At 44.5% G+C, this 23,603-nt stretch carries 23 protein-coding genes; 8 read left to right on the top strand and 15 right to left on the bottom strand.

The window, feature by feature from the left end; all coding sequences use genetic code 11:
* The first annotated feature begins 46 nt into the window (after positions 1-46).
* The 3 genes from folK to HUB64_RS11340 all read left to right on the top strand — a co-directional run bounded on the left by folK (position 47) and on the right by HUB64_RS11340 (position 2,330).
* Positions 47-550 carry a 2-amino-4-hydroxy-6-hydroxymethyldihydropteridine diphosphokinase gene (folK, locus tag HUB64_RS11330; RefSeq protein WP_173246181.1) on the top strand — a complete coding sequence of 168 codons (504 nt, stop codon included), beginning with the start codon at positions 47-49 and terminating at the stop codon, positions 548-550.
* An 18-nt stretch (positions 551-568) separates the two neighbouring features.
* On the top strand, positions 569-1,369 hold the full coding sequence (locus tag HUB64_RS11335; RefSeq protein WP_173246178.1) for an undecaprenyl-diphosphate phosphatase: 801 nt from the start codon (positions 569-571) through the stop codon (positions 1,367-1,369).
* Positions 1,370-1,487: 118 nt separating this feature from the next.
* Positions 1,488-2,330: a putative RNA methyltransferase gene (locus tag HUB64_RS11340; RefSeq protein WP_173497022.1), complete on the top strand. Its 843-nt coding sequence runs from the start codon at positions 1,488-1,490 to the stop codon at positions 2,328-2,330.
* 621 nt (positions 2,331-2,951) lie between these two features.
* Here the strand turns inward: HUB64_RS11340 and HUB64_RS11345 are convergent.
* A complete protein-coding gene (locus HUB64_RS11345; RefSeq protein WP_006080732.1) occupies positions 2,952-3,218 on the bottom strand; it encodes an Lpp/OprI family alanine-zipper lipoprotein in 267 nt (88 codons plus the stop codon).
* Between the two features lie 233 nt (positions 3,219-3,451).
* Entirely contained in the window at positions 3,452-4,702 is a 1,251-nt protein-coding gene (locus tag HUB64_RS11350; RefSeq protein WP_173246175.1) for a multifunctional CCA addition/repair protein, read from the bottom strand.
* Between the two features lie 178 nt (positions 4,703-4,880).
* On the opposite strand from HUB64_RS11350, the gene HUB64_RS11355 reads away from it, so the two are divergent.
* Positions 4,881-6,554 (top strand): ExeA family protein, encoded by a 1,674-nt coding sequence (locus HUB64_RS11355; RefSeq protein WP_113940685.1) that lies wholly within the window; start codon positions 4,881-4,883, stop codon positions 6,552-6,554.
* Positions 6,554-7,639, top strand: a complete 1,086-nt coding sequence (locus tag HUB64_RS11360; RefSeq protein WP_173497023.1) for a general secretion pathway protein GspB — start codon at positions 6,554-6,556, stop codon at positions 7,637-7,639. The genes HUB64_RS11355 and HUB64_RS11360 overlap by 1 nt, the downstream gene beginning before the upstream one ends.
* Before the next feature lie 107 nt (positions 7,640-7,746).
* On the opposite strand, the gene nhaD is transcribed toward HUB64_RS11360, so the two are convergent.
* The 4 genes from nhaD to HUB64_RS11380 form a co-directional block, all read right to left on the bottom strand.
* Positions 7,747-8,994, bottom strand: a complete 1,248-nt coding sequence (gene nhaD / locus HUB64_RS11365) for a sodium:proton antiporter NhaD (RefSeq protein WP_028760859.1) — start codon at positions 8,992-8,994, stop codon at positions 7,747-7,749.
* A 798-nt stretch (positions 8,995-9,792) separates the two neighbouring features.
* Positions 9,793-11,085 carry a glutamate-1-semialdehyde 2,1-aminomutase gene (gene hemL, locus HUB64_RS11370; RefSeq protein ID WP_105249882.1) on the bottom strand — a complete coding sequence of 431 codons (1,293 nt, stop codon included), beginning with the start codon at positions 11,083-11,085 and terminating at the stop codon, positions 9,793-9,795.
* Between the two features lie 26 nt (positions 11,086-11,111).
* A complete protein-coding gene (locus tag HUB64_RS11375; protein ID WP_105249881.1) occupies positions 11,112-12,131 on the bottom strand; it encodes an aspartate carbamoyltransferase in 1,020 nt (339 codons plus the stop codon).
* Positions 12,132-12,362: 231 nt separating this feature from the next.
* Complete coding sequence (locus HUB64_RS11380) at positions 12,363-14,087, bottom strand: chloride channel protein (protein ID WP_173246166.1); 1,725 nt, start codon at positions 14,085-14,087, stop codon at positions 12,363-12,365.
* Between the two features lie 74 nt (positions 14,088-14,161).
* On the opposite strand from HUB64_RS11380, the gene HUB64_RS11385 reads away from it, so the two are divergent.
* Both HUB64_RS11385 and erpA read left to right on the top strand, forming a co-directional pair.
* Positions 14,162-14,965 carry a DUF6776 family protein gene (locus HUB64_RS11385; protein WP_173246164.1) on the top strand — a complete coding sequence of 268 codons (804 nt, stop codon included), beginning with the start codon at positions 14,162-14,164 and terminating at the stop codon, positions 14,963-14,965.
* On the top strand, positions 14,958-15,308 hold the full coding sequence (erpA, locus tag HUB64_RS11390; RefSeq protein ID WP_006080742.1) for an iron-sulfur cluster insertion protein ErpA: 351 nt from the start codon (positions 14,958-14,960) through the stop codon (positions 15,306-15,308). Before HUB64_RS11385 ends, erpA begins: the two co-directional genes overlap by 8 nt.
* Before the next feature lie 115 nt (positions 15,309-15,423).
* Here the strand turns inward: erpA and HUB64_RS11395 are convergent, their stop codons facing one another.
* The 5 genes from HUB64_RS11395 to HUB64_RS11415 form a co-directional block, all read right to left on the bottom strand.
* Positions 15,424-15,873 carry a hypothetical protein gene (locus tag HUB64_RS11395; RefSeq protein ID WP_173246161.1) on the bottom strand — a complete coding sequence of 150 codons (450 nt, stop codon included), beginning with the start codon at positions 15,871-15,873 and terminating at the stop codon, positions 15,424-15,426.
* Positions 15,874-15,898: 25 nt separating this feature from the next.
* Complete coding sequence (locus HUB64_RS11400) at positions 15,899-16,279, bottom strand: DUF2750 domain-containing protein (RefSeq protein WP_028760853.1); 381 nt, start codon at positions 16,277-16,279, stop codon at positions 15,899-15,901.
* 164 nt (positions 16,280-16,443) lie between these two features.
* Complete coding sequence (aqpZ, locus tag HUB64_RS11405; RefSeq protein ID WP_173246158.1) at positions 16,444-17,139, bottom strand: aquaporin Z; 696 nt, start codon at positions 17,137-17,139, stop codon at positions 16,444-16,446.
* 434 nt (positions 17,140-17,573) lie between these two features.
* A complete protein-coding gene (locus HUB64_RS11410) occupies positions 17,574-18,683 on the bottom strand; it encodes an anhydro-N-acetylmuramic acid kinase (RefSeq protein WP_173497024.1) in 1,110 nt (369 codons plus the stop codon).
* Between the two features lie 20 nt (positions 18,684-18,703).
* Complete coding sequence (locus tag HUB64_RS11415; RefSeq protein WP_173246152.1) at positions 18,704-20,110, bottom strand: peptidoglycan DD-metalloendopeptidase family protein; 1,407 nt, start codon at positions 20,108-20,110, stop codon at positions 18,704-18,706.
* A gap of 126 nt (positions 20,111-20,236) precedes the next feature.
* On the opposite strand from HUB64_RS11415, the gene tyrS reads away from it, so the two are divergent.
* The gene (tyrS, locus tag HUB64_RS11420; protein ID WP_173246149.1) at positions 20,237-21,430 is read left to right on the top strand and encodes a tyrosine--tRNA ligase; all 1,194 of its coding nucleotides are present in this window, start codon (positions 20,237-20,239) and stop codon (positions 21,428-21,430) included.
* Positions 21,431-21,529: 99 nt separating this feature from the next.
* On the opposite strand, the gene HUB64_RS11425 is transcribed toward tyrS, so the two are convergent.
* The 4 genes from HUB64_RS11425 to HUB64_RS11440 form a co-directional block, all read right to left on the bottom strand.
* The gene (locus HUB64_RS11425) at positions 21,530-21,958 is read right to left on the bottom strand and encodes a hypothetical protein (RefSeq protein WP_028760848.1); all 429 of its coding nucleotides are present in this window, start codon (positions 21,956-21,958) and stop codon (positions 21,530-21,532) included.
* Between the two features lie 126 nt (positions 21,959-22,084).
* Positions 22,085-22,576: a nuclear transport factor 2 family protein gene (locus HUB64_RS11430; protein WP_028760847.1), complete on the bottom strand. Its 492-nt coding sequence runs from the start codon at positions 22,574-22,576 to the stop codon at positions 22,085-22,087.
* Between the two features lies 1 nt (position 22,577).
* A complete protein-coding gene (locus tag HUB64_RS11435) occupies positions 22,578-23,204 on the bottom strand; it encodes a trimeric intracellular cation channel family protein (protein ID WP_173497025.1) in 627 nt (208 codons plus the stop codon).
* Positions 23,201-23,578, bottom strand: a complete 378-nt coding sequence (locus HUB64_RS11440) for a DUF2721 domain-containing protein (protein WP_012088590.1) — start codon at positions 23,576-23,578, stop codon at positions 23,201-23,203. Before HUB64_RS11440 ends, HUB64_RS11435 begins: the two co-directional genes overlap by 4 nt.
* Between the last annotated feature and the right edge of the window lie 25 nt (positions 23,579-23,603).

Here is a 23,603-nt window from a genome sequence, read left to right on the forward strand (position 1 = left end):
TGTTGATTAAGAAATCATGTTTATCTTCAGATAAATCGGACATTGCATGGCACGTATTTATATCAGTCTAGGTAGTAATATCGAGCCTGAACAGCATTTGCAAGCGGGATTAATATCACTGCGAGCGTGTTTTGGGCCGCTGCGTCTCTCATCCATGTATGAAAGTGAAGCGGTAGGTTTTAGTGGCACTAACTTTCTGAATATGGTTGTTAGTGCTGAAACTGACCTTAATATTGCTGCGGTAGTTGCGCAGTTTAAGCAAATCGAGCAGAATCACGGCCGGCTTGTCGGGGCGAAGAAATTTAGCCCAAGAACTTTAGATTTAGACCTGCTGCTTTATGACCATGTGGTATGTGAAACGCCCGTTACGCTCCCCCGTGCAGAGATAGTTAATAATGCCTTTGTGCTATGGCCATTAGCCGAGTTAGCGCCGGAATTGATTCATCCCGTGGTTGATAAAAGCTATGCCAGTTTGTGGCAAGAGTATGATAAAGAGTCACAGCGGCTTTGGCCTGTGATGTTTGAATGGCCCCAAGGGCTGACGTTTTAATTTATTGATAGGATTGTCATGGATACGTTTCAGGTCATTATTTTAGCGCTTATTCAAGGGCTAACTGAGTTTTTACCTATTTCTAGTTCTGCCCACTTAATTCTGCCTGCTCAGCTTTTAGGCTGGGAAGATCAAGGTTTGTCATTCGACGTGGCGGTGAATACGGGGTCGTTATTTGCTGTGGTGATTTATTTTAGACACGAGTTATGGACTATGTTTAATGCTTGGGTTGCAAGCATTTTTAAAGGTCAGCAATCCGAAGACAGCAAGCTGGCATGGTGGATTATTCTGGCGACGTTACCCGCTGTATTTTTTGGTTTTATGGCTAAGGATTTTATTGCAACTCACCTGCGTAATACAGAGGTTATCGCGGTCACGACAGTCGTTTTTGGTTTATTGCTGTGGTGGGCAGATAAGATGTCGCGCCGCGATTTAACCATCTATCAGACTGGATGGCGCAAAGCCTTGTTAATTGGTTTCGCGCAGGCGCTTGCTTTAATCCCTGGAACTTCACGTTCTGGTGCCACTATGACCGCGGCGCTAATGCTAGGTTTGAGTCGAGATGCTGCGGCTCGCTTTTCATTCTTAATGTCAGTGCCTGTGAGCTTAGGCGCGGCAATTTTAGTGGGTAAAGATTTGGCGGAAAGCGCGCTGCCAATTGATTATCAAGCATTGATCTTAGGCACTTTGATTTCCTTTGTTGCAGCTTATGCATGTATTCATTATTTCTTGAAAATCATCAGCCGCATGGGAATGACCCCGTTTGTTATTTACCGTTTGGCACTGGGTGCTGTGCTGTGTGGATTTATTTTTTTGTAGTCATTCCAGCTTAGTCATTATAGTGAAATTATGAATAATAGAATCGGGTCAAGTATCCGATTTTTGTTTTTGGAGCTTCCTCATTTTTCTGAAGCTTAACTTATTTTTGGAGCTTTATATGGGTCTCGAATATCAGTGTCCAACCTGCGGACTTACGTTAAAACAACACAAAGCCTCACAAGGTTTTTATTGTGCAAATAAGCATCACTTTGATCGGAATGAGCAAGGGTATTGGGTTTTTACTAAACCACAACGCCAAAAGCCGACAGGGGATTCGCGCGAGCAAGTTAGGGCTAAGCGTTTTCTTCTCGAATCAGGCATCTTTTCGCCTTTAATCGATAAACTGGCTGAGTTAATCACGGGCTCTATCAAGCCTGACGCTTGTTTATTGGATTATGAATGCGCTGAGGGCTTCTATTTGCGTGCTTTAGCTTCCAAGTTGGCAGAGGTCGAAAATCCGCGAAACGTCCAGTACGTGGGTGTAGCGGACGCAGAAAATGCTATTTTTGCTGCAGCAAAAGCGCAGACTCCTGGGATCTTGTGTTTAAGCTCTTCTAAAAAATTACCCTTTGCTGATAATTGTGTGGATTTTATTACTGTTATTGATAGGCCGTTAAAGGGAAAGGAGTCTGTCAGGGTATTGAAAGACGATGGGACCATGTTACTGGTTATGTCTGGGCCACGACATCTATGGCAACTTAGAGAATATATTTATTCCGACTTGGCTGAAAAACCTTTCCAAGTGAATTTACCCTCAGCATTATTGGTAAAAGAAACTCAGTCACTGCGCTTTACTTTATCAGTTACAGGTGAACAGGCATTAACGTTATTGGATATGGCACCCTATGCGTGGCGTGCAACTGACAAGATGAAACACGATATTCAAGCTAATCATTTTGAGTCGCTAGAAATTGACTATGTATTAGTCTTAGCACATAAACGCGTGAGTGAATCGCTATAGGTTAAAACTTGCAGTCGATGCGGTTAATTTTAAGACAATTCATAGGCTTAGTTAGATGGTTTTTTGATGTTTTAAAAGGCTATATTACTCAAGTCTATGATTCTGTTTGACGTTTTTATGTTATTTTTATGTTGGATAGGCTGGAGGTGTTATTGTTTTTAACTTTAGGCCTATTTGTTCAGTGACAAATACAACCTTCTTATTGCCTTTGTTTCCCATATAGCCTCGATTTTTTTATCTATAGCTGTGCTTTAAATTAATAGCTTTCACTTCCCATAAATACATTTTTTATGATAGATGAGGCTGATTGTTAGGGATGCTTAAAAATGCAAACGAGAAGTTTAGATTAATAACGCGACTTTATTTAAAAGAGGAATAGCACTCGTTTATACAGAAGTATGCCAAGGCTAACTTTTAGGGGGAGGTAGGCGAATCGCCTTTAACATGCCTTTGGAAGTTTAAAACCAATTTAGCGATTTTGTATTGCAGCATTCGCTATTCTTTGCATGGCAATCTTGAATTGCAGGTATAAAAAAAGGCTTAGATTGATGTGCTTATCGCTTTCATCTTTCTTAAGCCTTTTGTCTTAACTTACTAAATAGTAAGCTAAATTACCTTTCATTACTTCTTGTAACGAGAAGCAACGTTGTCTAAACGGTCGTTTGCGCGTTTAGCTTCTGCTTGTGCGTCCATAGATGCTGCTTTTGCATCTTTAACGTCTGCAGACAGTTTGCTTTGCTCTGATTTCAGAGAACCAACATCAGCTGACAATTGATCAACTTTGTTGCCCAGAGTTGCAACGCTTTCTTCCAGAGCAGTAGTGTTCGCGCAACCACCTAGTAGGGCAGTCATTGCTAAACCAGCAATCATCAGTACTTTTTTGTTCATTGTAAAAAATCCCTTAAAATAGGTTGGATTTGAATGTTTCGTTACTTTGTAAGCGAAACTGCCTAATTATGACATAGCTATTTTAATTTGCTACGAATATTAATGTGTTTAACCACTATAGGCATATAAATTTTTTTTAAAAGCTTTTTTTCTATGTGATATCGACATTTCTAATCGTAAAAAGGGGCATTATTCACCATGCAGTGATGCACGACTTACAAATCTTTTACAAATTACTGGTTGTCCATCGGCAGTTTTGTTTGCATTTTTTGTTTAAACTGACTGACGGCTTCAACTCGATGTAAATTTAAGGCTTGTTTTATCTCTGCACCTTGGAAACCAGTGGCAATGATGGCGGCAATATCGACATTATTGGCGACAGTGAAGCACTGAGTTAAATACTCTCCCTGAGGATATGGGATGTTTTCAAATCCTGTGCGGCCACGCATATCTGCGGTGCAAGCTAATATAAGTTGCGTTAAGCGCTCTGGTTTACGCCAAAAGTCAGCTTTATCGAATATTTTAACGATAGTTTCGGCTCTGAGCTCGAATGCCTGATGGACGTTCTGATGTTGGTCGCTGACGAGTAACGCCAGATCGCGTGCCTCATTCGGTACTCGTAAACGGGTACAGAGTGCTTTTATGAGTGGCAAGCCTTTTTGGCCGTGGCCGTGATGCTTTGGTAAATGCTCTTTTGGACTCAGAGCTTTACCCAAATCATGCACTAGGGCGGCAAACCGAACGCTTTTATCCTCAGTGAGCAGTGCAGCTTGAGCGAGCACCATTAAGGTATGCACGCCAGTATCTATTTCAGGATGCCATTTTTCAGGTTGAGGTATGCCAAATAAGGCGTGAATTTCAGGGAACAGGACTTCGAGTGCGCCACATTGGTGCAGTACCTCAAAAAAGACTTCTGGGTGAGGTCCGCCTAAACTTTTATCAACTTCTTGCCAAACTCGCTCCGCCGTTAAAGCGCTAAGCTCATCGCTTGCGCTAATTTGACGCATCAGTGCCAGGGTTTCTGCGGCAATTTGAAATCCTAAGGCATGAAACCTTGCGGCAAAACGGGCAACGCGTAACACTCGCAGTGGATCTTCAACGAAAGCATCCGACACATGGCGTAACAGGCGCGCGTTAATATCCTCAATACCATTAAAAGGATCATATAAGTTGCCCTTTTCATCTTGGGCGATGGCATTGATGGTTAGATCTCGGCGCAACAAATCTTGTTCTAAAGTCACATCAGGGCTGGCGTGGCAACTAAAACCACCATAACCCAGACCAATTTTTCGTTCGGTTCGGGCTAAAGCATATTCTTGTTGATTTTTAGGGTGTAGAAATACGGGGAAATCTTTACCCACTTGGCGGTAACCCTGTTGCAGCATTTGTTCTGGTGTTGCTCCAACGACGAGGTAATCTTTATCTTTAATGGGAAGATTGAGCAGGCTGTCACGTACAGCACCGCCGACGAGATATATTTTCACAGGCAAGATTCGGCTAATGTGTCATGAACATAGCTTATCACGCTCATTAAGATGATGGATAAAGTCGTTGCGAGATATTTGCGCACTTATCTGTCACATTGATGTTGCAGATATTTTGACAATAACATTAGGACGCTTTAACGTGGGGCGTTATTTTTAAATTAGGATGATTGGTGGTATGTACAAGGCCTTTTACGGACTCAGCGATAACCCTTTTTCAATTGCACCCAATCCCCATTATTTGTTTCTGAGTGATAGGCACAGAGAGGCGTTAGCCCATTTAACCTATGGGTTAGGGGAAACGGGCGGTTTTGTGTTGTTAACAGGGGAAGTCGGCACGGGTAAAACAACAGTATCTCGCTGTTTACTTGGGCAATTGCCCGACAATACCGATACTGCTTTTATCCTTAATCCGTCGTTAACTGAGCTTGAATTACTCGCAACGCTTTGTGATGAGCTTAAGATTTCCTACGGCGATAATCCTACACTCAAGCAATTGACTGATCACTTGAGCCGTTTTTTATTGGCGAATCACAGCAAAGGTCGTAATACCGTGCTCATTATCGATGAAGCACAGCATTTACGTCCTGAGGTGCTGGAGCAATTGCGTCTTCTGACTAATTTGGAGACGGACACTAAGAAGTTACTGCAGGTGATTTTAATCGGTCAGCCGGAATTACAGCTGTTATTGAAGCGCCAAGAATTGCGTCAGTTAGCCCAGCGGATCACGGCTCGTTATCATTTATTGCCGCTCAATGAAGATGAAATCGCCCTCTATGTGCTGCATCGTTTGCAAGTGGCAGGGCGGTTTGAGCCTTTATTCACCCGTAAAGCCGTTAACGTTTTGCAGAAATACAGTGGCGGCATTCCTCGATTAATTAACCTCTTATGTGAACGTTCACTGATGGCAGGCTATGCACAATCGCGGGTGCCCATAGATCATCATATGGTGCGGCAAGCTGCGGCTGAAGTATTAGGTGAAGAAGAACCGACTCAAAATAGATATCTGTGGCCGACAGCAACCGCTGCGGCGTTATGTGTTGCGTTTGGTGTGTCTTATTGGTTATTTACTGATAAGTCAGTCAATACGGCGCCAGCGTCCAATTTGGTTTCTGAGTCTGTGCCAACTAATGTGGCGTCATTAAATGCTCAAACCTTGGGCGGGGAAGACATCGCTGATAAGTCAGTAAAACCGACTAATCAACCAAGCGGTCAGACTTCCATTCCCGATCCCAATCAGCGTCTGTTAAACGAGGCGATTAATCAGAGTCGCAATATCGATACTGCTTTTGCAGGTTTATTTAGCGTGTGGGGCAAAGTGCCCTATAAAGGCTTGACGGCTTGCCAATCGGCGGTTGAGCAAGGATTAGCTTGCTATCAACAGCAGGGTAACTGGATGTCACTGACTCGGCTTAATTATCCGGCTGTCGTGTATTTGGTTGATGACAAGCAACAAGATTTTTATGGTGCAGTGCTTGCGGTAGAGGGGGAACAATTACTGATGCAACTGGGTGAGCAACAACTTTGGGTTGATAGAGCTTGGTTTAATCAACATTTCAGTGGCACCTTCGAAATATTATGGCAAGCACCTAATTTGCCTATGATGGATATCAGTCAAAAATCGAGTCCTGGTCAATTACAGTGGTTAGAGAATGCGTTAGCCCATGTGAATGGTCGTAGCCCCCGTCGGGTTAATCAATTTGATGTGCAATTGGAAAATGATCTTAAAACCTTCCAAAGTCAGCATGGATTAAAAGCCGATGGTATTGCAGGGAATCAAACATTAGTGAGATTAAATTTGTATTTAAGTCAGCAAGGCCCAAGGTTAACTGATGATGGGGCGCGCAGCTGATGTCCATTTTACTCGATGCCGTAACCCGCAATAAACAACAGCAACAATCACCGTTACCTGATGCTGTGATGACGCCAAGGGCGAATTATCCACAGCCTCGTAAATCGGGTGTGCCGATAGGAAAACTGTCTATATTAGTCGTTGCAGTTGCCGCAGGAATTGGTGTGGCTTGGGGATTAAGCGTTTGGGATAAAACTCGACTTCCCCAAAGTGATACTGTGGCAGTGGCTAACGTACTGCCATCAACGTCATCATTGCCAGCTTCGACTGGGATTAAAAATGAGCTTCAGTCTAACTCGGTTGGATCTGCCTCTGAGCTCCAAGTTGAGCCCAGTGCTGCTTCAGGTGTTCGGCTTGCTGGGAAAGTAGCGCTTCCTCGGACGCAGACTTTACCCGAGCTAACGGTATCGCCGCAATTTCAGGCTGAGACTGTAGTATCAAATGCGCCTCAAATGAATGCTAGCGCGAATATAACGACCAATTCTGTTGGCATGCCGGCTCAAAGTGATAGCAATTCGGGTTTTAGTGATTCAAGCTACGCAGATTATATGTCGACGTCAGCCCAAGTCGATGCGGCAAGTCAGGAAGCGGTTGTGCCAGCAGAGACGCAAGCACAGCAGCCTATGATGTTAGGCGCTAATGCCAATGAGTCGGGTCTAGCGAGTCTTGAAGCCCTGCGTCAGCAAGTCAGTGCCGCGGCGGAAGATGTCGGTTTAGAGACCAATAAAAGTCGCGATGAAGATAAGTTAGTGGCTTCCTTTCAAAATGCATTAAAGGATGTGGAATATGTTAATGCTGCAGAGACGAATGTCACTGAAGCTAAATTAGATCCGATCCCCAAAACTGCTGTGGATGAAATTCCGAAATACTGCCAATTACCCGCAGGTCTGCAATTACAAGTGCCTGAATTTAATATCGTTGCTCATGTTTATTCCAGCGACCCTGCCCAGAGATGGCTGAATGTAGACGGTGCTGAGTTACAAGAAGGGGATATGATTGCTGGTAAGCTGAAAATCATCTCTATTCGTCCAAGGGACATAGTGTTAGATATTCAAGGAACCCAGTTTAAGGTGCCCGCAATCTAATCAGGTATTACGATAAGTCATGCTAGCGGTTATTTGTGGTAACAATGAATAAGTAGTTGATAAAAAAGGCGCACTAGGCGCCTTTTTTGATCTCAGCTAATCTCAACTTAATCAAACAGTCTGTTGGCTAAGAATAGGGTCAGTGCGTAACCGACGCTGTAGCAGAGGAAAAGTGCAGGAACATATTTCAAGTAACTCACAAAAGTCAGTTCTTTCACTTTACTCATGGCTACAATACCTGATGCTGAACCGATAATCAGCAGTGAACCACCGACTCCGACGCTGTAAGTCAAGCCAAGCCATTCAGGAGTACTCAGCACTGGATTGGCTTTTAACAATGCCGCTGTTAGCGGTACGTTATCAATTAAGGCTGAGCCCATACCAGTGACGAAGTTAGAGATGTTTGGATTAAACTGAGTATAAGCTTCAGTCAACATGTCTAAGGTGCCAATTTCTTTAAGCATACCAACGAGCAGTAAAATACCTAAGAAGAACAACAGAGTGTCGTATTCAACTTGGCGAATATACTCTAGGATCTTGATTTCTTCTTTATCACTGCGCGTGGTATGGCCAATCAGGAACATAATTGATAGACCCGTTAAGAAGGTTAACACTGGCGGGATACCAAACAATATGTTGAGTAGCATGGTCATTAAAATGGTGCAGAAGAAGACGAGGGCAATCAATACATCAACGGTTTGATAAGTATGTTTGATTGGCGTCGTGCTCACAACACCTTCGGCTTTGAGTGAGAACAGAGTTGCCAGTAAAATCACGCTCACGGCCGATGGGATAAATAACATCAGCAGTTCAGACATATGCACATGTCCAGCTAAGAAGATCATCAGTGTCGTCACATCGCCAGTGATCAGGGCTACACCGCCTGAGTTCACCGCGAAGATAATCAACACTGCCATTCTACGGCGCATTTGCTTGTCGAGTTTAAAGGTGGTTAATAAACCTAAAGACACTAAAGTCGCGGTGACGTTATCACAAAATGCTGAGAGCACGAGTGCAAATAGGGCGACTTGGATCATTAACATACGCACTGATACTTTCTGCGGAAACAGCTTTTGCACCATGATTTGGATCATACCCTTAGCATTCAAATATGCTACGAAGGTCATGGTCGACATCAGAAAGAGCCAAAGTGTGGCAATCTCGAGCAAATTTTCATTGAGCTGATGGGCAACGATTTTCTCATTAGCTGGTTCCCCTGCAGCCATAAACAGCGCTACCCAAGAGATACAACCAAAGAATAAGGTGGTTTTTGCTTTATTAAGGTGGGTCACTTCTTCGAAAATAATACTGAGCAATGCGAGCACGGCCAGTAAGATGAGAAAGGTATTTAACATAACTGCAATTCCAACTGCTGTTTTGATGTCGTAGGGCGACTTGAGTCAACCTAAAGATTGGGCATATCAAGGCTAAATTAAGCTAGCCGTGTTAGCGCGTGCGGATCAGAACATAATGGGCTAGAGAACGCAACTGTTAGCTGTAACTCAATTTAATGCTTCTTTGTGATGTCTATCTCATGCTTTTGGGTTGCTAATTAGTTTTATATATTGGTTATTGTGATTATTGCAGCGTTATTAACTGTATTGTTTGATTTGATTACCGTGTTAAAAGTGAGATCTACGATTAAAGTCTAAGCAGTTAGTTTGCATATTCTTCAATTAATTTTTATTCAGGTCGTTATTCCTGAATTGTCATGCCTATGTAGGCAGGCATTTTTAATGCTTGCCTTTTGAATGAGTGCCCGCTAGGAAGTAGAGTGCTCTTAGCACTCAGTCCTGCAGAATTCTGCGTCTTGAGCTTGTTTGGGTATCAATACTGGATATTGTGTTTTGGAGTAGAGGAAAATGACATTTGTTATCTGGAGTCTTTTGCTTTTAGGCTCACTCGTTTGGTTAACGTATTGTGGTAAGCAACTTATTGCGCTGGGCTTGATGGGTTGGCCTTAGCACGTTATTGAGCATATCCACTTGACCTTACAATTCATGGTAGCTGCGAAAATATTTAAATCGGCTTTAGGTTCTAAAAAGTCTGATCGTTATTAAAGTGACACAAAGTTAACTAAATCTAATAAAAGCAAAGGGACGCATTGGCGTCCCTTTGTTATGTTTAAACGGCTTAAATACTAAAGCTTAGGCTTAACTTGCCGCTTTCATGCTAGCCAATACGCGATCAGCCGCTTCTAAGGTTAAGCGCATTTCTTCTTCGCCATGGGCCATTGACAGGAAGCCTGCTTCATAGGCACTTGGCGCTAAGTAAACACCTTCATCTAGCATGCCGTGGTAGAAAATACGGAACTGTTCGATATTGCATTGGGTCACTTGATCGAAACGAGTGATCTCGGGTTGTTCCGTGAAGAAGAAACCGAACATGCCACCAACATAGTTGATCGCCATTGGAATACCGTGCTTATCCGCAGCCGCTTTAAAGCCTTCTGCAATACGTTTGGTTTTCGCGCTCAGTGCTTCGTATAGACCTTCTTCACACAGGGCTTCCATTTGTGCCAGACCCGCTGACATCGCAATGGGGTTACCCGATAACGTACCCGCTTGGTAAACCGGACCTGTAGGAGCGATAAATTGCATCACATCTTTACGGCCACCGAAAGCCCCCACTGGCATACCGCCACCAATCACTTTACCGAGTGTGGTTAAGTCTGGTGTGACGCCGTAGTAACCTTGAGCGCCACTTAGTGATACGCGAAAACCTGTCATCACTTCATCGATAATCAACAGCGCGCCAAACTCATCACACATATCACGCAGACCTTGAAGGAAACCAGGGACAGGTGGAATACAGTTCATGTTGCCAGCAACGGGCTCGATGATGATGCAAGAAATCTCAGTTGGATACTGCTCGAACAGGGTTCTAACTGAATCTAAATCGTTATACACAGCCGTTAAGGTGTGTTTGGCGAAATCTTCAGGAATACCGGGTGAGCTAGGTTGACCTAACGTTAACGCGCCAGAACCGGCTTTCACTAACAGGCAATCTGCGTGGCCGTGGTAGCAGCCTTCAAATTTTAAGATCTTGTCACGATTGGTAAAACCGCGTGCCAAACGGATAGCACTCATAGTGGCTTCTGTACCTGAACTCACCATGCGTACTTGCTCGATAGAAGGCACCATAGAGATGACTTTTTCGGCCATTTGCACTTCAAGCTCAGTTGGCGCACCAAAAGATAAGCCATTTTCTACCGCTGCTAATACCGCAGCACGGATTTTAGGATGGTTGTGGCCGAGGATCATCGGGCCCCAAGAACCGACATAGTCTATATAAGCTTTACCATCGGCATCGTAAATATAAGCGCCGTTAGCTTTTTCAATAAACAGGGGCGAACCGCCTACACCATTAAATGCACGAACCGGAGAGTTAACGCCGCCGGGGATGGTTTTTTTAGCCTGTTCAAATAGCGCTTCGGAACGGGTCATGTTTAGTCCTTAAAGTCTGTAGCCAATTAGCGATCGGCTTTACGTGAATACCAATTAACCGGACACTCATATTTTTCGAGTTGATTATCAACGCCGAGTGTCAATGCAAACAAAGCCATGCGAATTAACAGCCCATTATCCGCCTGTCTGAAGATAGCAAGATTGGGATGGCTATTTAAATCATTATCTAACTCATTGGCTTGCGCCCGTGAATCCCTTGGAAGCGGGTGCATAATGACAGTGTTAGATTTGCAATGCTGAGTGTAAATACTGCGATTTAAGCGGAACTTGCCGCGATACTTATTTGCTTCTTCCTGTGAAGGGAAGCGTTCTTCTTGAATGCGAGTGAGATACAAAATATCTGCTTGATCTAAATGGCCTTCAAGTTGGTCGGTTATTTTGATGCTATGGCCAGCATTTTCAATGTCGGAGATCACATAATCAGGCATAGCTAATTCAGCGGGTGAAATCAGTGTGAAACTGATGTTTTTATACATGCAGAGTAAACGCGACAGTGAATGTACAGTACGGCCAAATTTTAAGTCGCCGACCATAGCGATGTGCATGCCATCGATACCGCGGCCAGCACATTTGAGTTCTTTTTGGATAGTGTATAAATCGAGTAAAGCTTGGGTCGGATGCTCGTTCGAACCATCGCCGCCGTTGATCACTGGGACGCGGCTGCCTTCAGCAAACTCTTTGACCGAGTAAGAGTCTGGATGGCGCATGGCAATGACATCAGAATAGGTGGATAACACCCGCGCCGTATCGTACAGGGATTCACCTTTAGATAAAGACGATGAAGCCATGCCTGTGGTTTCACGTACATGGCCGCCGAGCAAGTTAAAGGCACAGCCAAAACTCACGCGGGTACGGGTACTCGGTTCGAAAAACAGGTTACCTAAAATGGCGCCATCGAGCACATTATTGCGCTTCTCTCGAAGTGCATAGGGCATCATGCGGCTAGCGACATTAAAAATAGTTTGGATTGAGTCAAGATCTAACTGGTTTACGGAGAGGATATGGGATCCTTCGAACTGATTCATCAGCCTGTTTTCCAATTTGCTAGGGGGCATTTTAAGCAGCATTATCGCGCTTATCTGCCCTGATGTTATGTAGGGTGGCTGAGGCGCGATTGTAGCAGAAGCGCTGGGGCAACGAAATAGCCACATTGCCACTGTGTTAGATTTTTGCGATGAAGCCCAAAGCTTTTAATCTGCCGTCTCAGGTTTGAATCAAAATTAGGTATTGAATAGCGGCTAGATTTTGAAGCGATATTAGGCTTGGCCTGAACGAATCTCATGTTGTAGGTTCGACCAACTGATCACCCCAACCACATTGTCTGGTGTATCTTGATAGATAAACACCTCACCGCAGCGTTTGGGCGACAATAGTGAATAGACTTCATTGAGGGTGGTGCTGTCGCTTAGCCCTTGCATGGGATGGCGTGATAGCGTGGTACTGTCATCATAGGATTGCATTTCAAGACTAAGCATTTCGATAATGCCATCGGCATTGCGGACTAGCACAGGGCGACCTTCGGCGCGTTTTAGCACTTCGAGTAACAATTCATCGTTGTTATTGACGATAACAAAGCGTTTATCCATTAAGGCTCGTACGCCTTTTTTCTGCAGTGCTAAATTCACGGGGGCGACCTTATAACCTAGTCCCATAATTTCTAATTGCTTAAAGAAAATGGAGTCGGTCTTAAAACCCTGATAAGCAATTAAAAAAGCCGGAATTGTTACAAACATTGCCGGTAAAATAATGCTGGCGTCATTAGTCATTTCTAACAGGGCGACTAAGGCGGCCAGCGGCGCGCTTAAACACACGCCCATCATGGCTGTCATGCCGATCACAGTGTAAAGCCCTACATAAGGGGCGATGGACGGGAATAAGATAGCGCTGATCAGCGCCAAAATCGCCCCGAGCAGCGCGCCGATACCATAAAGTGGACCAATTAAACCGCCGGGAATACCTAAGCCAATCGCCGCAATAGTGGCAATGATTTTGGCAAATAATAGGGCGATTAACAGCAATAGGCTTGGATGTTGGCTAATGGCTTCGCCAATAGCGAGATCGCCTGTGCCAAGGGCTTGTGGCAATACTAGACCTATTAAGGTGGTGACGCTGCCCGCCAGTAATAGTCGGTAAATGAGTGGCCAGTTTTGACCCGTCGCGGTGACTTTTAAGAGTGAGTAATTAAACAGCGCCGCGGCGCAGCCTAATACCACGCCGCCAATGGCGAGAATAGGGTAATGGTCTAAGGGAATGTGGATCACTTGAATACGGTCAAATTCGTGCACATTACCAAACACCAGTTGGCTTGAAACTGCGCCACAAATTGCTGATAGCATAATCGGGAAAAAGTAATGGATTTTATATTCACGTACTATCACTTCGAGTACAAAAATCACCGCCGCCAAGGGCGCGTTAAACGTTGCGGCAATCCCTGCTGCAATGCCACTGGCACACATGATGCGTACGCTATTATCGGGAAGATTGAATTTTTCAGCAAGAAAACTGGCGCTGACAGCACCCAGATGAATGGCTGGACCTTCACGGCCGACTGAGAAATTTGTGCCAAGGGCAAAGAGTGCTTGAAAAAATTGCCCAGCGGCGGATTGTAGGGGGATTTTACCATAATGCAGTTTAACTCTATGTAACACATAGGCTATTCCCATACGTTTGTAGCGTTTGGAGCCCAAATTCGCCACTATCCAAATTAATATTGCGCCTAAAAGGGGTAACAGGGCTCGCCAGTCGGCGACGTTCCCCGTAAAATCCAGCGCCTGTATTTGGGTGTAATGATTAGCCCAAACGAGCAAGAGTCGAAACAGTAAGATCACACAGGATGCAAAAACAGCAAATAACAGTGCCAGTATGCACAGCTGTGCACTGATGCGCGCTTGAGATAAATGGTCACGTAGCTCATTGGTTAAATACTTTTTGGCTGTGACGATGGCATGTTGGATAGCGACTTTATTTATCGTTAATTGCACTACATTGGCCTGAGTTGTATTGTATTGAACTCGTTCTTGAGTTGATTGTATTTTATATAAGGGGCTGTTACCTAATGCCAAATTATCATCGTTGGCTAGATCGGCTGCAAGTGATGGATCTCAAGTATCGTCCATCTTCAGTATATTTATCGCTTTTAGTGTTAGTTTCTATTCTTTTTGGGGCTTGGATAAGTTTTCTGCTATTAAGCAGCGATGAGCCTGTTGTTAAGCATATCAGCAGCAAGACTCAACGCTTGACCGCTGAGTTAGAGGCACAGACCCAACTACTTGCAACCCGAAATTTAGAGCTGTCCGTCGAGCGAGAGGCTAATACCCAAATGCAAGAAATGTTTGGCCAGCAAATGAAAAAGCAAAAAGAATTGGAACATGAACTGGCGTTTTACCGCAGCATTATGACACCGGATGATAATGCTGAAGGTGTCGCTATTCACGGACTTGAAATGACGCCGGGCGCTTTGGCCGATGAATACCATCTCAAGTTGGTGTTGACTCAGTTGCAAAAACGTAAGCAAGCGATTCAAGGTCGAACTGAATTGACGCTCATTGGTGTGCAAGATGGCAAATCTGTTAGCTTGAGTGTGAACAAACTCACGGGTTCTAAGTTGGAATTTGATTTTCGTTATTTTCAAGTCATAGATACCAAGGTTACTGTTCCTGCTGGCTTTAATTTACAACAAGTGAAAGTCAAAGTGCTGGTGCCTTCGAGCCGCTGGACTAAGAATTCGCAGACCGAACATGTCTATAGTGCCCCTGAGTTATTACAGGGTAAAAAAGAACCACGGGTAATACTTGAACAAAACAGTCAGGTAAAGGATAATTTGCCCCAGAAAACTGATGTAAGAGGTAGTAATGACTGATCAAGCTGATACAGCAATGCCAATCCAATTTACCGATGCGGCAGCCGCTAAGGTGAAAGGTTTGCTGGAAGAAGAGCAAAATCCTGCACTTAAGCTACGAGTCTATGTGACTGGTGGTGGTTGTTCTGGATTTCAGTACGGCTTTACCTTTGATGAAAAGGTCAATGACGGCGATTTTACGATAGAAAAACAAGGTGTTCTCTTGGTTGTCGATCCTATGAGCCTACAATATTTGGTCGGTGGTGAAGTGGATTACACTTCAGGACTGGAAGGTTCTCGCTTCTTCGTGAAAAACCCTAACGCAACCACAACTTGTGGCTGTGGTGCTAGTTTCTCTGTGTAAAAAGTTTTTCTGTTTAATGATGACTAACTTTGCATCTTTTTAGGCGTGGAGTGAGATCAAAAAAGCCGTCGCAATGACGGCTTTTTGTTGGGCTAAATTTATTTTCTACAAGAGCTTAGCTCATGATGTTCAGGTTAAGCTTAGGTTTAAACCATGCCTTTACCTTTTTATCAAAGGCTATCCAAACTTGCAGTAATGACAAGACGATCAAAGTGATAAAAATCACATAGTCAGGCAGTTTTCCCTGCCATTCACCTAAGTAAACTGTCGTTGGACCTACCACTAAGTTGCCCGGATCGTACATGATCACTGGCAGCATGCTAATCAATCCAAGCTGCACGACTGTGTAGCCGCGCAGCATGATAAGCCCTGCTTTTTGCCGACCGATAATGGCAATCACCATCAGGAGGGTTAGCAGACAAAATAACACCCCTTGCTTAGCGATTAAGCCACTCACTGACGCAACAACATACACTAGCAATAGGGCAATGAGTCGTTTCGGAAAGTGTTGACTCAGGGCTGTACTTGCCTCTGATGTCGGTATCGCCGATTTTTGCTCGCTCATAGGCATTCTCGTTTAGCGATAGCGATTAGTGGCTTTGCTTAGGCGCTAATCTTTGATCTAACTCATAAGGTGGGATTACCACACCTAAATCATCTAATACTGGGAATACGGCGACAAAGAGGTCGTCATCTTCCATGCCTGGCACCCATCTTTCGTGAAATTCGTCGAGTGGAATCGCTAACGTTTGGCAATCACTCCATTCATCCACAGCCCAAGAATCAGCGGCTTCTTCGGTTGGCCACATTGGGATGCAATCTTCTTCTTCAGTGGTTAACATCACGCAACCGTCTTGATCTTGTAATGTCCAAAGTATTTTGTGTTCTTTAACTTGTTCAACGAGGTAATCGTAACGGGCTTCTGGCGTCATTGCTGCTGTCTCAGCGAGGTTTTTAACAGTCTTGCTCATGAAAAATATCTCTTTTGCTTGGATAGGGCGAAGCCTGTTGTGTCTCTAATGTAAAAACCTAGGGCACAGCAAAATTCGCCAGTTGGCTAAATGGTAACATTAGAGCGGGATTAGAAAAAGAACAACAGCGCCAAGAGAGCGCTGTTGTGTTAGATCTTCGGCTTTTATTCTGCCGCGTGGAAGTAGCGATAGATAAAGCCCGCCAAAATGGCACCGGCAATCGGTGCTACCCAGAACAACCAGAGTTGTGATACCGCCCAGTCACCGACAAACAGTGCAGGGCCTGTGCTACGCGCTGGGTTCACCGAAGTATTGGACACAGGAATACTAATAAGGTGAATTAAGGTTAAACCTAACCCTATGGCAATTGGGGCAAATCCCTTAGGCGCTCGCTCATCGGTGGCTCCTAAAATAATAATCAAGAAGAACAGTGTCATAACGATTTCACAAATCATCACCGACAGCATGCTATAGCCACCTGGTGAATGCTCACCAAAACCGTTAGAGGCAAATCCGCCCGCGAGTGAAAATCCCTCTTGTCCTGAAGCGATGAGATACAAGATGCCTGCGCCAACAATTCCACCCGCGACTTGGGCTACGATATAGGGCAATAATTCTGCTGCCGGAAAACGTCCCCCAGCCCAAAGGCCGAATGACACTGCAGGGTTGAGATGACAACCTGAAATATGGCCAATCGCAAAGGCCATGGTTAATACGGTTAATCCAAAAGCTAAAGCGACGCCGAGTAAGCCTATGCCTACTTCTGGAAATGCGGCGGCAAGTACAGCACTACCACACCCTCCAAGGACTAACCACAAGGTGCCGAGAAATTCTGCCGCCATTTTTTGTGACATGTTCATTGTTTGATTTCCTATTCTTTTAAAGACGCTTGTTTGTTAATCAGTGCGTCTTTATTCCTAATTTACCTGCCTATTAGCGGATCTTGTCTGAGTGAGCAAAATCGCGCTGTAGACATGAGTTCCCTTAAAACCAGTTTCTTATTGAACGCCTATGAGGCTATTCCTAAGTGTTTGAGCTGTTTATAGCAATATCCTGTATCCGTTTTTACTATAGTGAGACTTGATTAAGCTTCAGTGACGAAACTTTTTTACTCATGCTTCTGTCACTAAATGCTTCAGTAATTAAGAATAGATGGCTTTAAAATAGCTGCTGATTTTCTTGAGAAATTTAGGCTGGAAGAGGGGGGAAAGATTAGTTTGTCTTTTAAAGACAACAAGAGCTTCATGTAGAAGCTCTTGTTTAGGTTATCGCTTTAGTATTTTGCGACGGCCAATTACTTAGCGCTAAATCGTCCGCCGAGTATGGCTTCACGGGATGCGCCTGTTACTGCAGGGAGATTAGCGGGTAAACCTAAGTGATTGCGCATGGCGAGCCAGGCAAAGGCGATGCCTTCTGCCCACTTAGGATCGACGCCAAGGGCCGAGGTAGTATCCAGCTTATAATCTGGTAATAAGGCTGCAAGACGCTGCATCAGTTGACCATTAAATGCACCGCCGCCACAGACGAATAATTCCCCTTCATTGGATAGTTTTATAATGTCTTGGGCTATGCTGTGGCAGGTTAAATCCAATAAAGTTGATTGAATATCTTCTTCATCTAAATGATTAAAGGGCGATAATTGCTGCTCTAACCAAGCTTGGTTAAACAGTTCGCGACCAGTGCTTTTAGGGTAAGCAAGGGAAAAATACGGATGCGAAAGCAACTGAGTTAATAAGCTTTCATCAGTTTTTCCGGATGCAGCCCATTCGCCATTTTTATCGAAGGGTTCACTTTTAACCTGTTGCATCCAGGCATCAATTAAGGTGTTGCCTGGCCCTGTATCAAAGCCTAAGACTTCTTCGCTATTGCCCGGCAGATAGGTGATATTGGCAATACCACCAATATTGAGGATGACACGTTTTTTACCGACTTGGGCAAAGGTTTGCTGGTGGAATGCGGGTACTAAGGGCGCGCCTTGCCCACCAAGGGCAATATCTTTGCGACGAAAATCGGCAATGACATCTATGCCTGTTTCGGTCGCAATAGTATTAGGATCGCCTATTTGTAAGGTAAAACCCACTTCGAGGTTTGGCATATGGCGCACAGTTTGACCATGGCTACCAATGGCGATGACATCTTCTTTCGCAATAGCACATTTAGCCATCAGATTATTGACTGCTAAGGCAAATAGCTGACCCACATTTCGATCTAAACGGCCGAGGCGGTTAATTTCATCTGAGCTGGGTAAGCACAGGCGCTGTAGACCTTTGAGTAAATGGCTCGGAATAGCTTCGGTATGACTGGCGATAAGCTGCGGCTGCGCGCCTGAAAAGTCGACCAATACTGCATCGACACCGTCCATGCTGGTGCCTGACATCAGTCCAATATAATAAGCGTTTTTCATTGGGAGGAATCCATCCGTCGTTATTGCATTGCCAATTGCGTTTGCTTGTTTTGCGAAAGTGTAGTCATCAATTGCTTGCTAAGTGCATCGAATTGATTTTTTTCTTTTCTCGCAATTGATTCGGATTTCGGTAGCGTAATCGTTCTCGGGTTGCGGTGTACGCCATTGACGATAAATTCGTAATGTAAATGAGCCCCAGTGACACGGCCTGTTTTACCTAAAGTACCAATAATTTGTCCTTGCTTAACGTTGGCGCCTTTGCTGACATTACGTTTTGTGAGGTGTAGATATTTGGTGGTATAGGTATCGTTATGTTTGATAAACACATAGTTACCGTTGAATTGATTATAACCAGACTCAATAACGCGTCCACTACCCGCAGCTTTAATGGGCGTGCCAATGGCTGCGACATAGTCTACACCGCGATGGGCTTTGACTTGGCCTGTCACTGGGTGCAAACGTCTTGGGTTAAAGTTGGAGCTGACATACTTAAAATCGACCGGTGAGCGCAGGAAGGCTTTACGCATGCTAGTGCCATTTTCGGAATAATAGTTACCGTCGGTATAGCGAATGGCAGTATAGCGCTCATCTTGGTTAACAAATTCTGCAGCTAAGATATTACCATTCCGCAAAAATTCACCATCGGCATATTCTTGCTCGTAAATAATGGCGAAGCTGTCGCCTTCGCGTAAGTCTAAGGCAAAGTCGATATCCCAGCCGAATACGGTCGATAATTGTAATATCTGGTTGGCAGACATGCCTGCATCGACGGCGGCATTCCAGAAATTGCTCTTAATTTTGGCACTGGTGAAATGGTTGCGGATTTCCACATCCTTTTCGGAGATTTTTTCGTTGTATTGCTCTTGGCTTTTAGTGATGACTAGCGTGGAAATAGCATCGACCCGATAACGCACTTCAGTCAAATTACCGTTTGCATCCTTTGAAATCACAATTTCTTCGCCCGGCATTATCTTAAGTAAGTTTTGCTTGGCTAAAGGCAACTGGGTGATTTCATAAACATCTTTGCTGGTTAAGCCAGCGCGATCAAATACCGCAGCTAAAGTATCACCATTTTTGACGTTAAAATGTTCGACATCTCTGTGAAGAGCGCTTTCGTGGGATCCTGCGGCTTGATTATTGACTCCACCTGCAGCAAGCGCATCGGGTGAGGATAACGGTTCAGCCGTTGTCGGAGCATTATCTGTTTGACCTTCTGGCAACTCAGGGCGTTCAGGCGAGCGAAAAGCTAAGGGCACATCATAACGGGTGTTGATTTGAGCTTGGTCATCAATGCTAGTGGTTTGTCTTGAAGCTTGCGCTTCTTCAGAAGGTAGAAGCATGGTTATCATTGTGATAACTGAAAGAATGCTAAGGAGAATTTGATGCTTTTTAGGCAACAATTTAAATAACGTTATAACCTTTCCCATTGACGCCGATACCAATAACCAGAGACTTAAATAATCCCGTTAGTGTACACACTTTCAATTGTGGTGGCTAACAAGTAACATAAGTCTCTTCATTTTATGATCATGGCCTTAGGAGTCCCTGCCGAGATGGCTGATTTAGACCAAGTATTAGCAGAAATTAGACGTGGTACCGATGAGATTTTACTCGAAGCGGATCTGCTGGAAAAACTCAAAGAAGGACGTCCACTCCGTATTAAGTTAGGCGCTGACCCTACCGCTCCGGATATCCATCTTGGACACACTGTAATCTTGAATAAATTAAGATTATTCCAAGAGTTAGGTCATGAAGTCATTTTTTTGATTGGTGACTTTACTGGTATGGTGGGGGACCCAAGTGGTAAAAATAGCACACGTCCGCCGCTCACCCGTGAACAAGTTTTAGCGAACGCGGAAACCTATAAAGAACAGGTTTACAAGATCCTCGATCCTGCTAAGACTCGTATCGAATTCAACTCAAGCTGGTTAGAGCCATTGGGCGCCGCTGGTATGATCCGTCTCGCGTCTAAGCAAACTGTGGCTCGTATGATGGAGCGTGATGACTTTAAGAAGCGTTATGCCTCGGGTCAGTCGATTGCGATTCATGAGTTTATGTATCCTTTACTTCAGGGCTATGACTCAGTTGCGCTGCAGGCCGATGTTGAGTTGGGTGGTACAGATCAAAAGTTCAACCTGTTAATGGGCCGTGAACTGCAAAAAGCCGAAGGCCAAAAGCCACAAGCTGTGATCATGATGCCGCTGCTCGAAGGTTTAGACGGCGTGAAGAAAATGTCTAAATCGGCGCATAACTATATTGGCGTGAGCGAACCTGCCAACGAAATGTTTGGCAAGCTGATGTCAATTTCGGATGACTTGATGTGGCGCTACTTTGAACTACTGTCATTCCGCCCACTGGCTGAAATTGAACAGTTTAAGCAAGATGTGGCGAATGGGTCTAACCCACGTGACATTAAAATCGCCTTAGCTAAGGAAATTATCACACGTTTCCACGATGCAGCGTCTGCCGAAAGTGCGCATCAAGCCTTTGTCGATCGTTCTAAGGGCATGATCCCCGATGATATCGAAGAAATTGAGTTAGTTGCGGGTGAAGGTATTGCGATTGCCAATCTGTTGAAAGACGCAGACTTAGTGTCGTCGACTTCAGAGGCGATGCGGATGATCAAGCAAGGCGCGGTGAAGATGGACGGCGAAAAGCTAGAAGATAGCCGTATGACTTTGTTCGCGGGTACTGTTGCTGTATTCCAAGTCGGTAAACGTAAGTTTGCCAAAGTGACTTTGGTATAGTGACGTTGGTTTAGTTAGATTTACGCTACAGTAAGTTTAAACGAACAAAAAGAGCGCCTTAGGGCGCTCTTTGTTTTTGAATCTTTTCACAAAACAAGATTAAGGCGCTGTGTTGGCCTCATGCTCGGCGATATTACATCTGTCGGTGCCAAAGTGTTGCCCGCCACTGCATTTCCATGCCAATTGGGCCGAACTTACCTGCCAAAGTTTAGCGTTTTGTTTCAGTGAGATAATCAACAGCATCTGTGGATGCTGCTTGGAAAGTTCGCTCACTTGATAGGTCAAAATGCCATCTTTATTGGTTTGAGTTCGCACTAAAGTAAATTTGTTGCCTGCATATTGGCTGCTGATTTTATTGGGATCTTCCGACCAAGGCTGATGTTGCGCCTGAGCGGTACGTAGTTGTTGATTAAAATGACTTACAGGCTGAACGGCGTAGGAAACGATAATGGGCTGTAAAGCCTGTGCTTTTGGGGCCAGTATTAAGCCATTAAGGGCGAGAAGGGCTATCAATCCAAAAAACTTCATACAAACCTCATTGAAACGAAACGGCTCAGTCAATTTTTCAAAGGTGAAATACGCAGTGGTATTGACTCATTGTTAGTTTCGACTCGTTTTTAGGGATCAAGTTTCAAAGACGGATAAATTTTGTTACTACTGCATCGCTAATTGGTCTGACATGGTCTGGTAATCGATTAGGTCGACATGTTCCGTTACTCTGCGATTGAGCATGTCGATCTTAAGGCTTGTCACACCAGGTATCGCAACATCGATGATTTTCCCCGGTTTGCCAAATTGTTCACCTGGACCCTTGAAATGATAGTTACCTATCATCACTACTAAAGAGCCTGCGTTATACATATGTTCTATGTTGAAGTTGTACTCGAGCACGCCCTCGTGGGCGCGCTCAAGGAAGTCGATGATGAAGCGGCCGCCAGTGTATTTACGGTTGGCGGTTTTGTCGAAGAAGACGCTTTCGCGGTTATAGAATTTTCGCAGTGTCTTATAGTCGTGTTCAGTTAGCGCATTCATATATTTTACGGCTAGCTGCTGTTCTTGTGGCATTTCACCTGAGTTGGCTTGCGCCGCTGCAGGATTGAGGGCTGGAACAAAAATGAGGCACAAAATAAAACACAATATTCGCAAACTATTCCCTCTTGGTCTTGAGATCAAAGGCCGGTAATGAAAGATGCCACTTGATGGCACTTAAGCGGATTAACAGGGCACTGGCCATCGCCAGAAACAGCGCCATTTTTTCGCCCATACCGTAGGCTAAGCTCATGGTATAGCCGATACCACCTATGATCGAAGCTGTGGCATAGACTTCTGTGCGTAAGACCATAGGAACTTGTCTACACAGTAAGTCTCGAATAATGCCTCCTCCCACGCCTGTGATCAAGCCCATTACGACGGCAATCATCCCACTCAAGCCCATATTGAGGGCCTTTTCAGCACCTATCACGGTAAAGAGGGCCAATCCAAAGGCATCTGCAACGGGTAAAATATACTCGGGTACCTTACGAGGGCGACGGACTAATAGCAAACAGACGAGCACGGTCGCGAGGATCACTATGATGTAATTCGGGTCGCGGATCCAGAACACTGGCGTTGCACCAATTAAGGCATCACGAATACTGCCACCACCGACAGCGGTAACCGAGGCGAGCACGATTACGCCAAAGGGGTCCATTTTATGGCGTCCAGCGGCAAGTGCGCCGGATAATGCAAATACAGCGGTACCCCATAAATCAAAAAAGTAGATCCACTGGCTCATTTACTCATCTCTTTGATATGGATATTTAATGCGTCAACAGAGATGCGGATTTCAATCACAGATAAAATCAGTGAATAGAGCAAGAGCAGTAGGCTAGCGCCAAAAATCACTGAGCCGGTTTTATTAAAGCCGATATAGATAAAAATCATACACAGTACGCATAGGGCAAAGCTTGACACACCTGCTTCCTGCATTCGACGAATGATGGTAATACGCTGGCTCAGGTTCTTAATTTGATCTTTATGTACGGGTTTTTCACCATTGCTTAAATTTCGGATTAATGCGGCTAAGGCAAAAAAACGATTGGTATAAGCTAATAGTAACAATGAGATAGCAGGAAATAACAACGCAGGTGTTGTTAATGAAACATGCATGTTTTCGAGCAAGATGGTCAGCCTT

This window comes from Shewanella sp. ISTPL2 (assembly GCF_013283205.1).
GTDB classification, from domain to species: domain Bacteria; phylum Pseudomonadota; class Gammaproteobacteria; order Enterobacterales; family Shewanellaceae; genus Shewanella; species Shewanella oncorhynchi.

Coding starts and splice junctions, on each gene's coding strand:
- folK (WP_173246181.1), top strand. CDS start 47: ATGGCACGTATTTATATCAGTCTAGGTAGTAATATCGAGCCTGAACAG.
- HUB64_RS11335 (WP_173246178.1), top strand. CDS start 569: ATGGATACGTTTCAGGTCATTATTTTAGCGCTTATTCAAGGGCTAACT.
- HUB64_RS11340 (WP_173497022.1), top strand. CDS start 1,488: ATGGGTCTCGAATATCAGTGTCCAACCTGCGGACTTACGTTAAAACAA.
- HUB64_RS11345 (WP_006080732.1), bottom strand. CDS start 3,218: ATGAACAAAAAAGTACTGATGATTGCTGGTTTAGCAATGACTGCCCTA.
- HUB64_RS11355 (WP_113940685.1), top strand. CDS start 4,881: ATGTACAAGGCCTTTTACGGACTCAGCGATAACCCTTTTTCAATTGCA.
- HUB64_RS11360 (WP_173497023.1), top strand. CDS start 6,554: ATGTCCATTTTACTCGATGCCGTAACCCGCAATAAACAACAGCAACAA.
- nhaD (WP_028760859.1), bottom strand. CDS start 8,994: ATGTTAAATACCTTTCTCATCTTACTGGCCGTGCTCGCATTGCTCAGT.
- hemL (WP_105249882.1), bottom strand. CDS start 11,085: ATGACCCGTTCCGAAGCGCTATTTGAACAGGCTAAAAAAACCATCCCC.
- HUB64_RS11375 (WP_105249881.1), bottom strand. CDS start 12,131: ATGAATCAGTTCGAAGGATCCCATATCCTCTCCGTAAACCAGTTAGAT.
- HUB64_RS11385 (WP_173246164.1), top strand. CDS start 14,162: ATGCCAAATTATCATCGTTGGCTAGATCGGCTGCAAGTGATGGATCTC.
- erpA (WP_006080742.1), top strand. CDS start 14,958: ATGACTGATCAAGCTGATACAGCAATGCCAATCCAATTTACCGATGCG.
- HUB64_RS11395 (WP_173246161.1), bottom strand. CDS start 15,873: ATGAGCGAGCAAAAATCGGCGATACCGACATCAGAGGCAAGTACAGCC.
- HUB64_RS11400 (WP_028760853.1), bottom strand. CDS start 16,279: ATGAGCAAGACTGTTAAAAACCTCGCTGAGACAGCAGCAATGACGCCA.
- aqpZ (WP_173246158.1), bottom strand. CDS start 17,139: ATGAACATGTCACAAAAAATGGCGGCAGAATTTCTCGGCACCTTGTGG.
- HUB64_RS11410 (WP_173497024.1), bottom strand. CDS start 18,683: ATGAAAAACGCTTATTATATTGGACTGATGTCAGGCACCAGCATGGAC.
- HUB64_RS11415 (WP_173246152.1), bottom strand. CDS start 20,110: ATGGGAAAGGTTATAACGTTATTTAAATTGTTGCCTAAAAAGCATCAA.
- tyrS (WP_173246149.1), top strand. CDS start 20,237: ATGGCTGATTTAGACCAAGTATTAGCAGAAATTAGACGTGGTACCGAT.
- HUB64_RS11425 (WP_028760848.1), bottom strand. CDS start 21,958: ATGAAGTTTTTTGGATTGATAGCCCTTCTCGCCCTTAATGGCTTAATA.
- HUB64_RS11435 (WP_173497025.1), bottom strand. CDS start 23,204: ATGAGCCAGTGGATCTACTTTTTTGATTTATGGGGTACCGCTGTATTT.
- HUB64_RS11440 (WP_012088590.1), bottom strand. CDS start 23,578: ATGCATGTTTCATTAACAACACCTGCGTTGTTATTTCCTGCTATCTCA.